The organism is Helicobacter zhangjianzhongii (assembly GCF_030249855.1).
In the GTDB taxonomy this organism is placed as follows: domain Bacteria; phylum Campylobacterota; class Campylobacteria; order Campylobacterales; family Helicobacteraceae; genus Helicobacter_B; species Helicobacter_B zhangjianzhongii.
The window spans coordinates 79,725-94,978 of the sequence record NZ_JANURN010000009.1; the positions used below are offsets into that span (position 1 = coordinate 79,725).

Here is a 15,254-nt window from a genome sequence, read left to right on the forward strand (position 1 = left end):
CTCCCCACCACCACTGCTCATCGCCGAAATCTCTGCTAATCACAACCAAAGCCTACGCCTAGCCAAGCACACCATAAAAGCCGCTAAAATCGCCGGCGCGGATTTTGTCAAGCTGCAAACCTACACCCCCGAGTGCCTAAGCATCGCTTGTGATAAGCCGCGCTTCCGCATAGATTCTGGCACGCTGTGGGACGGAGAGAGTCTCTACACTCTTTATCAAAAGGCTCACACGCCCCTAGAGTGGCATAAAGAGCTTTTTAGCTATGCTAGGGGGCTTGGCGTGGGGATCTTTAGCTCGCCATTTTCTGCCAAAGCTTTGGAGCTGCTAGAGAGCCTAGAGTGTCCAATGTATAAAATCGCGAGCTTTGAGATCACCGATACGCCCTTTATCAAGCTAGTTGCCAGCACCAAAAAGCCCATCATCATCTCCACAGGCATTGCCACGCACGAAGAGATCCTAGAAGCCTTGCAAGCGTGCTATGAGGCAGGCAATGATGACATTACGCTCCTGCTTTGCACTAGCTCTTACCCAGCCCCGCTACAATCCGCCCAAATCGCCTCTATGCCAAAGCTCGCACGCTATGGGGTGAAATATGGGCTAAGTGATCACACGCAAGGGGATTTGTGCGCGATTTTGGCGAGCGCACTTGGGGCTAGTATGATAGAAAAGCACTTTATCATTAGGCGGTCGCTTGGGGGGATTGATGCGGAGTTTAGTATGGAGGCTAGGGAGTTTCAAGCCTTAGCACGCAAGCTACAAGCCGCCCATCTAGCCCTTGGCAGCGGCAATTTAGCTAGCAAGCTAGAGTCTAATGCCAGCTCTAGCGGACGGGGCTTTGCCCGCTCGCTTTTTGTGTGTGAAGATGTGCGAAAAGGAGAGCTACTCACACCTAGCAATATCCGCTCTATCCGCCCAAGCGGCGGACTCTCGCCAAAATTTCTGCCTGAAGTTTTGGGCAAAAGGGCGGCAAGAGATTTGGAGAAGGGAGAGCCGCTTGAGTGGGGGGATTTTATCTAGCCTTGGCGTGGGATTGACCTCTAAGGCTATCCTAGATCCTTTGCCTGTGCGTGTAGATTGTGGTGCTGCTAGAATCCACTTTTTGAAAACGCGGATTCTAGGGATTCAGCTTGTGGTGCTAGAATCGTGGATTTCATCAGCTCGCTCGCTCGATAGACCTCTAGTCTTATCTCACTCGCTCGCTTTGAAAAACCACGATTCTAGCACCACAATCTTAGAATCCCAAAACGACAATAAAAAAGTGGATTCTAGGGGGTAGGCGATTCAGTCTTGGGCGAGCAATTCACGCCATTGAAAAAATTTAGGGCAGTCACTATCGCCAAGATAGCTCCTACCCTAAATTTTTTCAAAGCACGCAAAGCCCCACCGCAAAACAAGCGACAGCGGTGCAAGGCAAAGCCGCAGCAGGTTTCTTTAGTAACCCTTAGAATCGTGTAAAACAAACAACCTTAAAAAGTGGATTCTAGCACCACAATGCTTAGAATCGTTTTCCTAGAATCCACTTTTGACTTGCCGCGTTTTTCCGTCATCGCGAGACATTGCGCTAGCAGTGGCGTGGCGATCCACTCCCTACACTCCCCACATTAGAATCCGCGTTTTTATCACACACTAGAATCCGCTTTTGTGTTTGTGTGCTTATTGTTTTCAAAAGTGGATTCTAGCAATGCCCTTTTTGCTAGCGCAAAATATGGATCGCCACGCTTTGCTAGCGCAAAGCTCGCGATGACAAAAAGGCTTTGATGTCAAAAAGTGGATTCTAGGAGTGAAGCCAAAATTCTCAAAACACCGCAGGCGGCAGGATTTTTAGTGAAAAAGCGGGGTTGTGCAGCCTTTTGCGCGGAGATAAGACTGATGGTCTATCGCACAAGCAAAAGGCAAACTCCCCGCTTTTTCGCAAAAAGCCAACGCCAAAATAAAAAAGTGGATTCTAGGAGTTGCGATATTTTGTGTCCCAAAGATTCTAAGAATTGCGGTATTGCTTTGCTTGTTTTGCCCACATTTTAGGGTAGGAGCTACCTTGTCGGTAGTGACTATCCTAAAATGTGGGCAATCAGGCAAATGATTACCCAAGGCTGAATCTACACAAGGCATAGTTTTTTAAACTGCTGGTAGTATCCCCACCCCTCCACAATATCCGCTCGACTCTGCATAATATGCGCCAGCTCTCTCTCAAGCGTTGCTTCTAGCTTTTTGGCGACATCTGTATGCTCGCGCAAGAAGTCTAGCACCTGCGCTTCTGTGATCTTGTGCGTGTTGATATACTCCACTCTTTTTTGCAGTGCTTCTATAAAGCCTTGCATAAAGGATTCTAGGCGTGGCAGTATGCTTGGGTCTTTATGCAGCAATGCCGCTTGGGTGCTAGGGATTGTGATAGCGATATTGGTAAAGGGTGTTTGCTTGATGAAGTCTTGCAAAAGATAGGTAATGCCTCTTTGCCACATTGCGTATTGCTCTAGGGTGATAGATACTTCTAGCACCTGCCCGCTAGCCTCACCGCCTAAGGGGATATGCAGGCTAAAGGGCAGCACGCCATTAAGCTCGCCAAACATCTTTGTAGTCCATATCACAGAGTCTTTATCCGGGGCATTGAAGCCAAATTTCTGCGATAGATCTAGCATTGTGGCATAGGCATTTTGGCTAGTGATTTGCTGCATATCGATATAGTGGGTTTGTGAGAGTGTGTGAGATAGAGCTTCTTGCAAGGAATTTTGGATAAAGATATGTCCGCTAGAGTCCTCCACAATCGTAGCGATACTTGCTAGATGTGGGCTAGCCTCTCCCCAAGAAATAGGAGCTTGCGTGAAGTCCCCAAAGCCTACTTGCGTGATTTGCTCATAGGGCGTATCTAGGGTAAATACTCCTTCTCCACCTCGCCCATTTAGGTTCAAAATGCTCTTAATCACGCCGATAGGATCGCGCACCAAGCAAATTGCCGGCGCACTCTTAGCAAATGTAGCAAAAAACTTGTCTTTATCATCAAATCCGCATTCACTTAGGGCAATGGCATAGCTCTCGCCCCCCCCCCCCCCGATTTTGGCATATTTGGCTTTTAGGAGCATTTGGTAGAGATTGCTGTATCGCCGCTTGCCTGATTCTTCAAAATGCCAATTAAGCTTCACGCCGCAGTGGTGCAAAAAGCCTAGCATTGCGTTATGCCCTACGCCGTGGCTTGAAAGGTAGAAAAAGTCATAGCTTTTAGGCAGCTTTGCCCCAAGCTTCCACGCCACAGCACTCCAAATCCTTAGCATAAATCTCACCGATCCTTTCCCTAGATTAGTCATAAGTGTATAGAGTCGCATAAGTTTCCTTTCTTTATAGCAAACTCGCCAACTCTCCCCTTATGCTAGCCCTATCGCTACACTTGCTCTACTACACTTTTCTAGCACTCCAGCAGCGCGTGGTGTATTTGATATGCAGCTCTTTGGGCAGAGTGGCTCGCATCTTTTGTGTGATGTTTTCAAAGAGCTCCCTTCCCTCTGTAGAGTCTAGATCCCAATAGGGATTTTTCACGCTTTTCCACGCGTTGATATAGTTTTCTAAACTCTGCTGGAAGTAAAAGTCCTCTTCTACATACAATATGCTATCAAAGAGATCTTTCCTAGATTCTATGATAGCGCGCTGATCTTCTCGCCTAGTCCCCCTGCTGTAATGTGGGACAAACTCTGTGATAATCTCTTCTGCGGTGTTTTGGATAGGGTCATTTAAATCCCTGTGATTCCACATACACGAGAAGATTCCCCCCCCCCCCCCGTTTAGCCCACTAGAGCGCAGAAGTCTATGGGCTTCGCATAAGGCACTTTGCCTATCCATCACATTAAAGCTAGAGCCAAAGGTTACCCAATCAAACTCCCCGCTAGCTAGCGTGCTATCCACTCCACTAGCCCGCACCCATTCAATCTGCCCCTTTTGCGCCCACTCTTTAGTGCGCTCTATGCCAATCTCTCTCATCGCATCATTTGGCTCAACTGCTACCACCTTGCACCCTCTCTCTAAGAGCATAATGCTAAGATTGCCCGTGCCTGCACCTATGTCTGCGACTTTTGGGGCAGAGGTTTGGCTGCTTTGCTTGACCAAAAAGGCAAGCATATCAATGCTTGATGGCGCGTAGTTGGGGCGGTATTCGTAGAATTTGGCGTGCTTGGTATAGTCCCAAACTTTCTCTACGATCTTTTGCTGTGTAGAACCTGTGGAAGTAGTCATCATTTCTCCTTGTGCTTAGTAGGTGCGCAAAGCACAAGAAGCATAGATTCTACGCCTTTCTCACGCTCCACGCACGGATTTTATAAGGGACTTCAATCACGCTAAGATGAGCGATTTTACTCTCTATCATAGCGATGATTTTGCCCCAGCGATCTGCTCCGGCTTGTGCTTGTATGTCATTGACAGAATGCCAAGCCCCCATATAGCGAGCCTTGTCCATAGTCTCTACATAATCACACTCCATAAAGAAGCAGTCTGTGAAATCTCCCGTAGAGACTAGGATCTCCTCCCACTTTTTGACATTTTGGCTACCACTGCTCACACGAGCAAGCTCTGGAACAATATGCTTAATCTCCTTTTCAATCTCATCAAAGAGCGAGCCTTCTATGATATTTCTAGGATTCCAAATGGCTGTGAAGTAGCCATTCGCCCCCCCCCCCCCCGTTTTTAAGACACGGGCAAACTCTGGGAGAGACTTTGCAGGATCTGTCCAGTGAAATGAGCTAGCCATAATCACCCAATCAGCACTATTAGACTCTAGCCCGGTCTGCTCGCCAGAGCCTTTGTGCCATTTGATATTTGCTTGATCCCTAGTATGCTCTATGCCCTTTTCTCTCATCGCATCATTTGGCTCTACGGCTCGCACTGATAGCCCCATATCCCCAAGCAGCGCGGTAAGCTTGCCTGTGCCAGCTCCAACTTCCGCCACTTGCAGAGCCTGCAAGGGCTTATGCTCATCATTGATACAGGCAATAAGCTTTTGCAAAAGCATAGTGCTATATGCTGGGCGATTGTGATAGTGGGCAGCGACTTGTGTAAAATCTCCTTGCTTCATCAAATCTCCTTTGAAAAGTTTGCCGTGATTGTAACGGACTTGTGTTGATAGGTTTCTTAACACTCTAGGCTTCTAGCGCGTGGGAAGCACACTAGAATCCACTTTTCTAAAGAAACTGCGCGTTGCTTGCTTTGCGATTTTTGTTTGTTGGCGGAATTATGTGCAAAAGTGGATTCTAGGTTTTGCGTGTTTTTGTATGGATTGCCACGCAACCGCTATCGCGCTTGCTCGCAATGACAGAAAAAAGGCTGAAAGTGTAAAAGTGGATTCTAAAGAAAACGCCCAAGACTCCGTCATCGCAAGCTTTGTGCGGTAGCGATTGCGTGGCGATCCATATTCTGCGCTAGCAAAAGTCATTGCTAGAATCCACTTTTTTCACTTGCGGTAGTTTTATCTCTCACTCGCGAGCCGATGAGGTTAGCGTGGCGATCCACACAAGCGCAAAACTTGTGCGTATGTGAAAATTGCTCCCAAATATCTGGGCGATCATTTTTGATAATAGCGCATTCTCTCTCTATCCTTTGGGCTAGATATGTGGCTATATCCGGGGCTTGCAGAAGTGCTTCTATAAGCGTGGATTCTGTGAAAGCAAGCTGCTCTGCCCTTGCCAAAAGTGCGCGTGTGGATTCTATATAGCTTTGTGCTTTGGCTCTTGCTTGCTCTAGGCTGCTACTTTTAATAGGGGGGGGGGCAGCACACACCAGATACAGCGGGTGGCTCTCGTGTCCTTCTACGATAATGGATTCTAGCTTGTGGATAGGGTGGGACCACTGCAAGCGTTTAGAGTCTATATGCGCAGAGACATCGATCTCCGCGCTTGAGCCATCTACTAGCCTTGAGAGAGTGGAGAGTGCGAAAAGCATGCCATCAATAGTAAAAATATAGGGAAAGCACCTTGGGAAAGATGAGCCTTTGACCACGCTTTCTTCATCATAGGAGCAGTTGGTATAGCCGAAGCGATCGCAGAAGTTTTGCATAGTGCTTGGCATATTGCTATCATCAATATCGCGCATACTTAGGTAGCTCACATCACTTGTGATATGCTCTACAAGCTTGCGCTGGGAGCTAAAGGCTATCATCAAATGCGAGATATTTTTGACAATCTCAAAGGCTAGCGCGTTGGCATCTTTTTGGGAGTGTATCGTTGATATGGTGTGTAGCATTGTGGCATTGACATTGCTTTTGACAATGCTTATAGGATCGCGCAGGATTTGATACACCGGCACACGCTTTGTGCAAGTAGCTAGGATCTTGCTCGCACCACTATTTAGCGGGGCTTTATCTAGCACCAGCCCATCAAACTCACGCCAGAAAATAAAAGGGCGGAAATTCTCATAAGAGAGCACCTCCATAGGCTTTGCTTGACATTTGGCAAGATAGTATTTCACCGCCGTTAGCCCCACGCCGTGCCCTCCTAGCAAGATATATTCATATGTGCTTGGGTGGGGGAGGAGATTGGTGAGATTAAAGAGCTTTTGCGCCCCGGGCAAGCGATCGTAGAAATACCCCCATCGCCCCCCTTTCATCACTTTTATCATATTTTTGGCTCTTTGTAGTAGTCGCATTTATGCTCCTTGTGTGGATTGGAATGTGGATTGGATTTTTTCTAGGATTTGCTTCACTTTTTCATCAATGCCACCTAGCGTGGTGTTATCAATGCGTAAATGCGCCTTTGGCTCATCGTAATCTATATCCACGCCCACGACATTTGGCAGCTCGCCTTTAAGGGCTTTGGAGTAAATCTGCTTTTGATCCCTGCGTATGAGCTCATCATAATCGCAAGAGACATAGACCTCAAGGTAGTTGGGGAAATGCTCTCTATTGTAGGCATAGATCTCATCAAACATCGAAATCGTGCTTACAATGGTGATAATCCCCTGCCTAGACAAAAGCCTAGCGAGATCGGCACGCTTTTTTGCCACGCTAATGCGCCCTTGCTTATCATAGCTATATGCCCCTAGCACATCGCGCAGCTCATCGCCATCAAGATACACGACATTGAGTGCTTGGGATTGCAGCTTTATATACAGCTCTTTAGCAAGAGTGCTTTTGCCACTGCCAGCAAGCCCTGTGAGCCACACCACTAGCCCATAGTAGCTAGCCTTAAATGCCAAAGGCAGCCTATCACTGCGGACATCTTCATAGATAGCTCCGCCTATTTGACTCGCAGCAAAGGCTATGAAGTAGTCATTGGCAAAGTGCTTTTTGTTGTAGCGTAGGGGCTTGCCTGTTTTGATACTTATCACCGCGCCGCCGCTTTGCTCGACTATGACTTGAGAGGCAGCAGTATCCCACTCCTTTGTGCCATTAAATCTAGGGTAAATCTCCGCCGCTCCATTGGCAAGTGCGCAAAACTTCAGCGATGAGCCTAGCTTGATACTCTCTAGCCCATAATGCGCGATAAATGCTTGTGTGAGGGGGCTAGAGTGGAAGACAGAATCACACGCTAGGGAGATAGCAGAATTTTTTTGGCTAGAGGATTCGGCTTTGCGCGATAAATCTTTGATTGCATCGCCGCGCTGCGTCGATAGACACTCGAGTCTTATCTCCTTGCGCGGCTCGCAAAGCAAAGATTTCTCATCGCAAATCCTAGAATCCTTTGGCTGCTCGCTTACATTTGTGGTGTTTTCAAAAGTGGATTCTAGGGGGTTGGTATGTTTTTTTATGGATTGCCACGCTTTGCGGAGCAAAGCTCGCAATGACGGAGTTGTGGCGGTGCTAGAATCCACTTTTTGCGCGGAGTGGGTGGATTTTTCACACTCGGCTTGATTGCCTTCTTCAAGGATTCTAGGGATTGCGGTGGGGCTAGAATCCGCTTTTTGCTCGCCCATTGTCTCTCGCGGCAGTATTTTGGAGCTAGAATCGGTGCTTTGCAAATCTCGCAAGGAAGATAAGACTTGCGGTCTATCGACGCCGCGAGATGAAGCAATCGCCGATTCTAGCCCAAAAGACAACGCGCCGCTATGCCTACCCAAAGCCGAATCCCCCCTACCAACAAACGCCCCAAACCCCTCTAGCCCTAGATATAGCTCCTTTAGCATAGGCACATACACCACGCCTAAAATAGCTTTGTCTCGGTGGATTAGGGCGATATTGACACTCCAGCCAGAAAGATTAGCGACAAAATCCTTTGTGCCATCAAGGGGATCAACAAGCCAAAAATACTCCAAATCCTTGCGCTTCTCATACTCTAGCGGAGCTTCTTCAGAGCAGATAGGATAGGGGGCAATGTGCGATAATCTATCGGTGATAAAGGCATTTGCCTCTAAATCTGCTTTGGTAACAGGCGAGCCATCGGCTTTTTGGCTAGCGGTTTTGTCCTTGATAGCTAAGATCAGCTCGCCTGCTTGCAGCGCGATTGTGGCGGCTTTTTCTAGTAGCTCTTGCATTACTCGCCTTTTTGCGCTGTGATTGCTTGAATATCTTGCAGTGATATAGCTAGATCACTTGGCATATCCACCTCCAGCCAGCCGCCATAAATCTCCACCGCTTGTGCATTATCAAAGCTATCAATAAGAGCTTGCAAAAAGCTTGTCATATACATATTTTCAAAATCCTTGCCATCATAGATCGCATTTCTATCTAGCCCATCATAGAATGCAAGCATTTGCGGCAAAAAATCGTGCCTAAGCATAAATAGCCCCATATACTGCCCTTGTATCTCATCTAGGCTTGTAGGCTTTTTGCCTAGCTCGGTGATCTTGCCATTGTGGATTTTAAGGCTCTCGGCATCTAGCAGCACATCGCTAAATCGCTTGCGCCAAAGCTTATGCCAAAGCTTATCTACTGCGATTGCCAAAGGCGCGCTGCTTTTGCAAAGCTTTTGCACACAAGGCGCGAAATACACAATATCTGCATAGGAGATAAGCAGGTCTTGCTTATCATTAGCACAGCCCTCTATCCACTCCCTAGCACAGAGCATTGTCTGCACCATATTGGTGCTAGCATAGCGCGGGTTCTCATACATTGTCATAATATCGTGCTTGCTTAAGTAGGATTCTAGCACGGGGTATAAATACCCGCCCACCACCGCTATCTCATCAATCCCGCACGCACGCAATGCCTCTATCCCATAATCGACAATCGCCCTGCCCTCATACTCCACCATACATTTTGGCTTGCTTTGAGTTAGCGGCATAAGCCTTGAGCCAAATCCTGCGGCTAAAATCAATGCTCTCATTCACGCTCCTTTAGTGCTTGTAAAAATCTCTGCCATAGCCCTTGATACTCCATACCCCCACTTCGCTCTATATGCCACATCACGCCAAAAATAGGCAGTCTCTCGTGCCTAAAGCCCTCTATACTGCCATCACTAGCTAGGGCTATGGACTCTAGCTCGCTAGATACAGACATCACGCCATAATTATGAAAGGAATTGACCCTAAACTCCTGCCCTTGTGCGTGGAGCTTATGGCTGCCTATATGCCCTTGTAGTGGCGCGATCTCGCAGGAAAAATACTGCGCGATCATCTGCGCCCCACGACATATCCCAAGCACTGGAATCCGCTTTTTGACACAATGCTCTAGCAGATCCCTTTCATAGCTATCGCGCGTGCGTGAAAGATAATCATCACAAAAGAGTGCCAAGTCATTCCCCCCGCTAAGGATCACCCCTTGCACAAAGGGCGCATATTGGCTAAAGGGGATATGATAGGCAAGCGGCAGGGGCAGATAGCTGGCAAGATTACGCGCAAAAAAGCTCCCCCACTCACTTGCTAGGCACTCGCGCACTTCATTATGCGCGGCAGGGGCAAGTCGCTGGCTTATGGCGATGAAGGGCTGCATTATAGGCACACTATTCTTTGGGCTTGGCAGTCAAGCTGGATCCTAGTGGCACTCGCATAAGCTTGATACGCGTGCTCGCCTACGCCAATCACCGCTGGGATTTGTAGCTCACTGGCGCGGATCGCCATATGGGAGTTGCTCCCGCCATAGCAGGTGATAAAGCCGGCAATATCTTTGGTGAAGAGATAGTCATAGCCCGGATCGGCGGATTTGATAAGCACGATAGAGCCTTGTAGATTTTGCTGCGTGGTAGAATCTAGCTCGATAGCCTCGCCTATCACAAGCTTTTGTGTGATGAAGTTTGGCACCACCTTGCTTGAAAAAAAGGCAAAGACTTCATCAGGCTTTGTGATAAGAGCTGGGAGCTTTAGCGCGCAAGTAAGGTTGTATTCTTGCTTGTTTGCGGCGATTTCTTGCAAGAATCGCTCCTTGGGGCTATCTTTATACAAGCTTGCATAAAGGCTTAAAATGCTTTTAATATCCAAATGCGCCATATCGCTTGCTGGGATTTGCAGGCTCTCGCCTAGCTCTTTGATATAGCTTAGGGCTTTTGAGAGAAACTTAGAGAAAGCAAACTTCACGCTCTCCCTGCCCTCTATGGCTTGCTTCAAAAAGACAAACAAATCTTTTGCGCAAATCTCTAGCCCGTGCTCTTTGAGCAAGGAGTCTAGCGCGCGGAGGCGATCGCTGCTTATGTGGTATGGTTTTTGTTGTGGTGATTCAGCTTGGCTTGGCTTTGGCGTTGGCTTTCTAAAGAAACCTGCGAGCTCACGCTCGCACCGCTTTGCTTGTTTTGCGCGAAAAAGCAGGGAGTTTGCGGCTCGCGGCGTCGATAGACCGCAAGTCTTATCTCCTTGCTCGCCACTGCACAACCCTGCTTTTTCATCGCAAATCCTGCCGCCTGCGGCTTGTTTATCAAACGCACTTTGAGCGTTTTTATCCCTAGAATCCACTTTTTTACTTGTGGCGTTTTTTGTGTCATTGCGAGCGGACTTGTCCGCGTGGCAATCCACTAATTCTGCGCTAGCAGAATAGTCATTACTAGAATCCGCTTTTTGTGCATCTGTGGTGGGGTTTTCAAAAATGGATTCTAGGTTTTGTGTCTGTGTTTGTGTGGATTGCCACGCCACTGCTGGCGCAGTGTCTCGCAATGACGATAAATGGGCGTTGTGTGTAGAATGGCTGTTTTGCTCAAAAGTGGATTCTAGGGGTGGGGGCGGATTTTCACACTCGGCTTGATTGTCTTCTTCAAGGATTCTAGGAGTTGCAGCGGTGCTAGAATCCACTTTTTGCTCGCCCTTTGTCTCTCGCGGCAGTATTTTGGAGCTAGAATCGGTGCTTTGCGTAAAAGTGGATTCTAGCTTAAACTTGCTCGTGGTTGGGTTTGTAATTTCAGTGCTACTTTGGGATTCTAGGATTGTAGATGAGAAATCGCCGCTTTCAAGGCGTGGGCGAAGGGATTTATCTAGGCGATAATGAGCAAGCCCACGCCGCAGAATCGGCGATTTATCGCTACAAGCCGAATCCCCGCATTTAGAGCCGAAGTAATAGTCAAACCCCTCATCATACCTAGCCGACAAAATATCATAACTCCCCGCACGCAAATGCCCATAAACAGCCAAAAACTCATCTATTGAGTCTTCTTGCAAATGCGCTATATCATCACTAAGTTGCTTGCTAATGGTGTGCAAAGAGCTTAGAAACTCCTCTTTTTCCTGCGTGCTTAAAAAGCCTATCTCCACAAGCGAGCGTAAAATCTGCATAGCCACAAACGCCGCCCTAGCCACGCCAGCAAACGGCAGCGTGCCAAACCGCTTGCAATCTTCTAGCAGCCAATAAATCTTATCATACAGCGAGAGACTAGAATCCACTATCGCGCTATATCTGGCTTCAAGCTTTTGGGACTTTGCTAAATCTTTGAGATATAGCCCAGAGTCTTTTGCTAGGATAGAGTTTGTGAGATTAAGCAGGGCAAATTCTACGCGCTTTAGCTCATTGTCGTTAAATCCGTGCTTCAGCAGGGCTTGCAGTCGCGTAGGTGTGGAGAAATCATAGCAAGAAAACACAATATCAAACTCGATTTTATCGTGGGCTTCTGGGGTGGATTCTAACGCGCTTAGGTAGTAATCCACAAGCTTTGTGGCGATATTATCATCTAGGTGCTTTGGGATAAAGGAGTTAAAAGACAAGCGCACATCGATATAAGGTATGCCTAAAAATGAGTGCATAAGCGGGTGGGAGCGTAAATTTCTATATCCATAATTATCGCGCTGGTAAGCCCACACGCCATCTGTTACGATCTCTTTATAGAGACTTAGGGCTAGTCGCTTAGGCTTTAGCCCGATGATTTCTGCGGGATTCCAATCAGGCATCACGCCAAATATCGCCTTTGCCCCAAGGACATTTGGGTGGGGTGCGCTTAGGGCTTTTATGCGTTTAGAGAGTCGCTCTAGGGCTCTAGGGGTGATTATGTCATAGAGATCTTGCTTGTGTTGCATTACAAGGGGGCGGACTTGGAGGCAGTAGAGCTCTAGCTGGGGCGATTCTAGCCCAAAAGCTGAATCCTTACAGGATTCCCCCCCCCCCCCGTTTTAACAAAAGCAAACTCCACATCTAAAGCTTTGTGCGCAAAAATGGATTCTAGCTCTTGTATCATAGCAATCACCCTAGCCATCAGCGGATCATTGCAAGGCGCGCCACGATACTGCACAAAGTGCTCAAGCGCGTTTGTGCTACCGCTTGTTACGCTTGCGTTATCGCCGCTTGTGTCATAGCTTATGCAAAAATAGGGCGCATTGGACTCTTTATCCACGCTAAAGCCCACGCCACATAGCGCGATAGAATCCAGCATAGGCTGGATCAAGATTTCATCGCTAGGATCTGGCATAGAAGCCCCCACTTGCTCTATGGCTTCTAGCAGGGCTTTGGTGTCATCTGCTGGGATATTAGCTAGGCTTAGAAATGCTCCGGCATTAGAAGTGCTAGCGGTATCTTCACTCTTTGAGCTAGATCGCACGATAAGTTTCTCGCTCTTAAGCTCTGCGATACGCGCTAGGAGTGCTTCTTGGGCTTGTGCTAGCTCAAGAAGTGAAGTGATCACAAGCGGCAGAACTTGCGCGCTATGTAGTTGTCCTTGCAAAAGCTCTAGAGTCCTTGCCTTTGTGCCTAGCTCCACTTGCCTCTCCTATGTGATATAAAAATGCGGATTCTAGCAAAATCCATATTGCGATGCGCTTATTTCTGCAAACTTCTTGTGTGGTGGATAGTGGGCTATCTACATAGCTAAGGGCTAGAGTCGCTCTCTCCACCTGCTTTAAGGCTAAAACAATGTGCTAGAGAGATTGAAGCTTAAAGGCGTGGGGTAGGTTTTACTAAGCTTTTGGCAGAGCTGGGAGCTTTGGATAGGCTGGACTCTCACTTGCAGGCTTTGGGCGGTTATGTCGATTATCACGCAGTTGTTTGCCGTATCTAGCGCACCATTTTTGCCAAGCCGCACGCCGCTACCTTGAGCGACCCAGCGCGTAGGAGATAGCCCAGCAGCCTGCATAATGAAAGCACCATCAAGGGGGTTTGCGCTTAGATCTTGCGTGAGTGTGGCTACTTGCACGGAGCTAATGACTGCTTGTATATCGCTATTTACCGCGGCATAGAGCGCGTCCGTGCGCGTGGCGACAAGCTTTGGCAAAGCCACTGCGGCGAGTATCCCCACCACCGCTATCACAAACACAAGCTCGATTAGGCTAAATCCACCGCTCACCCGAAGCTTTGGTGCGTGGATTCTAGCGCGCATCACACAAGCCTATCGATCATCTGCTTGACAAAATTAGCACCGATCCTTGCCGAAGAGTCCAAAAACTCATCAAAGCTCACATCAGCAGCCCCATCGGCACTATCGCTAATGGATCGCAAGATACAGCAAGGCACTTTGAAGCTATCGCACACCACTGCGACACTCGCCCCCTCCATCTCCACTGCCGCTGCGCCAAAATTCTCTATGATCCACTGCTTTTTCTCCTTGCTATGGATAAAGGCATCGCCTGAAGCGATTATGCCTTCTTTTAGCGTGATATTGGATTCTAGGGCTACTTGCCTAGCAATGGCATTGAGATTTTCATCAGTTTCTATAAATACCCTACTTTCTGGGATAAATCCTAGCGGGTGTCCAAACGCGCTAATATCCACATCGTGCTGGCAAAGTTTGCTCCCAAGCAGCAAGTCTCCCACTGCCAAATCTGTATCCAAGCCTCCAGCCACGCCGCAGAAAATGACTTTCTCACAGCCAAAGCGCAAAATCATTGTGCTAGCGGTGATGGCAGAATGCACCTTGCCGATCTTGCTATAAGCGACATAAATCTCCGCGCCTTTATACGCGATATGATAAAACACATTCCCACCTAGTGCGATCTCCTGCGCTTGCGGAAACAGCGCGAGAATAGGCGTGATCTCTTCTTCCATTGCTCCTATAATGCCTATTTTTATCATTACTGCTGCTCCAATTGTGAAATGGATTCTTGTAGGGTTTGGGTGTTGGCGATTGTGAGCGTGGGCTTTTGACTTAGGCGTTTGTTTAAGCCCTTTAGCACGCTATTATGCCCTAGCTCGATATAGGCATCAATATGCTCATCAACAGCCAAAATTGACTGCTTATACAGCACCGGCGAGATAAGCTGCAAGGTGAGCAGCTCATAGGCTTGCTCGGCAGTGTCATAGGGCTTTGTCGTGGCATTTGAGATGATAGGCAGGGCGAATGTGGGCTTTAGATACTTGCGCAAAAGCTCCTTAAATGGCTCGCACATAGATTCTAGCAAAGGGCAGTGCGAGGCTACGGACATAGGCAGCAGCAGTGCGCGTTTAGCCCCTAGGGCTTTGATAGGCTCTTCTATGCTTGCTAGATCGCTCTTTTTCCCCGCTAGCACGATCTGTCCATCGCCGTTGTAGTTGGCACACCAGACACTTTTGCCCTGATCGCGCCACGATTGTGTAGCCCCCTCGGCTTGCTCATCGCTAAGCCCTACGATGACCATCATACCTGCATCTTTGCCATCGCACGCTTTTGTCATCATCTCCCCTCGCGCTTTGGTAAGCCTAAGCCCATCTTCAAAGCCCACGCCCAAAGCCACGCATAGCGCGCTAATCTCCCCAAGCGAATGCCCTAAGGCAAAGTGGGCTAGAAGCGGGGACTCTTGCTGCAAGATTGTGTGGGCGATTTGGCTTACAAGAAAGATCGCTGGCTGGGTGTATTGCGTTTGATTAAGCAGGTCGTTTTCTTCAAAAAGCAGCTTTTTGAAATCAAGCCCCAGCACATCGCTAGCGGTTTCAAACATCTCCTTTGCCACGCCAAAATTCTCGTAAAAATCCTTGCCCATTCCTATGGCTTGAGAGCCCTGCCCAGGGAAAACAAAAGCATATTTCATA

At 48.1% G+C, this 15,254-nt stretch carries 16 protein-coding genes and 1 pseudogene; 4 read left to right on the forward strand and 13 right to left on the reverse strand.

Annotated elements, in window-relative coordinates:
• Positions 1-13 precede the first annotated feature (13 nt).
• The 3 genes from pseI to NYG90_RS09150 all read left to right on the forward strand — a co-directional run bounded on the left by pseI (position 14) and on the right by NYG90_RS09150 (position 2,023).
• Positions 14-1,018 carry a pseudaminic acid synthase gene (gene pseI, locus NYG90_RS09140; RefSeq protein WP_285257451.1) on the forward strand — a complete coding sequence of 335 codons (1,005 nt, stop codon included), beginning with the start codon at positions 14-16 and terminating at the stop codon, positions 1,016-1,018.
• Positions 996-1,277 carry a hypothetical protein gene (locus tag NYG90_RS09145; RefSeq protein ID WP_285257388.1) on the forward strand — a complete coding sequence of 94 codons (282 nt, stop codon included), beginning with the start codon at positions 996-998 and terminating at the stop codon, positions 1,275-1,277. The genes pseI and NYG90_RS09145 overlap by 23 nt, the downstream gene beginning before the upstream one ends.
• A gap of 491 nt (positions 1,278-1,768) precedes the next feature.
• Positions 1,769-2,023 (forward strand): hypothetical protein, encoded by a 255-nt coding sequence (locus NYG90_RS09150; protein WP_285257387.1) that lies wholly within the window; start codon positions 1,769-1,771, stop codon positions 2,021-2,023.
• Between the two features lie 74 nt (positions 2,024-2,097).
• Here NYG90_RS09150 and NYG90_RS09155 read toward each other — a convergent pair whose 3' ends face one another.
• The 3 genes from NYG90_RS09155 to NYG90_RS09165 all read right to left on the reverse strand — a co-directional run bounded on the left by NYG90_RS09155 (position 2,098) and on the right by NYG90_RS09165 (position 5,054).
• On the reverse strand, positions 2,098-3,318 hold the full coding sequence (locus NYG90_RS09155) for a DUF2972 domain-containing protein (protein WP_285264965.1): 1,221 nt from the start codon (positions 3,316-3,318) through the stop codon (positions 2,098-2,100).
• A gap of 70 nt (positions 3,319-3,388) precedes the next feature.
• Positions 3,389-4,219, reverse strand: a complete 831-nt coding sequence (locus tag NYG90_RS09160) for a class I SAM-dependent methyltransferase (protein ID WP_285264972.1) — start codon at positions 4,217-4,219, stop codon at positions 3,389-3,391.
• A gap of 49 nt (positions 4,220-4,268) precedes the next feature.
• Complete coding sequence (locus NYG90_RS09165; RefSeq protein ID WP_285264966.1) at positions 4,269-5,054, reverse strand: class I SAM-dependent methyltransferase; 786 nt, start codon at positions 5,052-5,054, stop codon at positions 4,269-4,271.
• Positions 5,055-5,133: 79 nt separating this feature from the next.
• On the opposite strand from NYG90_RS09165, the gene NYG90_RS09170 reads away from it, so the two are divergent.
• Positions 5,134-5,370 carry a hypothetical protein gene (locus tag NYG90_RS09170; protein ID WP_285257384.1) on the forward strand — a complete coding sequence of 79 codons (237 nt, stop codon included), beginning with the start codon at positions 5,134-5,136 and terminating at the stop codon, positions 5,368-5,370.
• 43 nt (positions 5,371-5,413) lie between these two features.
• Here the strand turns inward: NYG90_RS09170 and NYG90_RS09175 are convergent, their stop codons facing one another.
• The 10 genes and pseudogenes from NYG90_RS09175 to fabD all read right to left on the reverse strand — a co-directional run bounded on the left by NYG90_RS09175 (position 5,414) and on the right by fabD (position 15,253).
• Complete coding sequence (locus NYG90_RS09175; RefSeq protein ID WP_285257383.1) at positions 5,414-6,619, reverse strand: hypothetical protein; 1,206 nt, start codon at positions 6,617-6,619, stop codon at positions 5,414-5,416.
• On the reverse strand, positions 6,620-7,168 hold the full coding sequence (locus NYG90_RS09180; protein WP_285257450.1) for an adenylyl-sulfate kinase: 549 nt from the start codon (positions 7,166-7,168) through the stop codon (positions 6,620-6,622).
• A gap of 102 nt (positions 7,169-7,270) precedes the next feature.
• Positions 7,271-8,443: pseudogene (locus tag NYG90_RS09185) on the reverse strand (3'(2'),5'-bisphosphate nucleotidase CysQ family protein); the annotation flags it as partial.
• A complete protein-coding gene (locus NYG90_RS09190; protein WP_285264967.1) occupies positions 8,443-9,234 on the reverse strand; it encodes a phosphocholine cytidylyltransferase family protein in 792 nt (263 codons plus the stop codon). The pseudogene NYG90_RS09185 and the gene NYG90_RS09190, both read right to left, overlap by 1 nt.
• Complete coding sequence (locus NYG90_RS09195) at positions 9,231-9,839, reverse strand: gamma-glutamyl-CDP-amidate hydrolase (RefSeq protein WP_285257449.1); 609 nt, start codon at positions 9,837-9,839, stop codon at positions 9,231-9,233. Before NYG90_RS09195 ends, NYG90_RS09190 begins: the two co-directional genes overlap by 4 nt.
• On the reverse strand, positions 9,839-12,337 hold the full coding sequence (locus NYG90_RS09200; RefSeq protein ID WP_285264968.1) for a PEP-utilizing enzyme: 2,499 nt from the start codon (positions 12,335-12,337) through the stop codon (positions 9,839-9,841). The genes NYG90_RS09195 and NYG90_RS09200 overlap by 1 nt, the downstream gene beginning before the upstream one ends.
• 47 nt (positions 12,338-12,384) lie before the next feature.
• The gene (locus NYG90_RS09205; RefSeq protein ID WP_285264969.1) at positions 12,385-13,014 is read right to left on the reverse strand and encodes a PEP/pyruvate-binding domain-containing protein; all 630 of its coding nucleotides are present in this window, start codon (positions 13,012-13,014) and stop codon (positions 12,385-12,387) included.
• Between the two features lie 144 nt (positions 13,015-13,158).
• Positions 13,159-13,629 carry a type II secretion system protein gene (locus NYG90_RS09210; RefSeq protein ID WP_285257380.1) on the reverse strand — a complete coding sequence of 157 codons (471 nt, stop codon included), beginning with the start codon at positions 13,627-13,629 and terminating at the stop codon, positions 13,159-13,161.
• Positions 13,629-14,321, reverse strand: coding sequence for a 5'-methylthioadenosine/adenosylhomocysteine nucleosidase (locus NYG90_RS09215; protein WP_147278737.1), 693 nt, complete (start codon positions 14,319-14,321; stop codon positions 13,629-13,631). The genes NYG90_RS09210 and NYG90_RS09215 overlap by 1 nt, the downstream gene beginning before the upstream one ends.
• Positions 14,321-15,253 carry an ACP S-malonyltransferase gene (fabD, locus tag NYG90_RS09220; protein WP_285257379.1) on the reverse strand — a complete coding sequence of 311 codons (933 nt, stop codon included), beginning with the start codon at positions 15,251-15,253 and terminating at the stop codon, positions 14,321-14,323. Before fabD ends, NYG90_RS09215 begins: the two co-directional genes overlap by 1 nt.
• Position 15,254 lies beyond the last annotated feature (1 nt).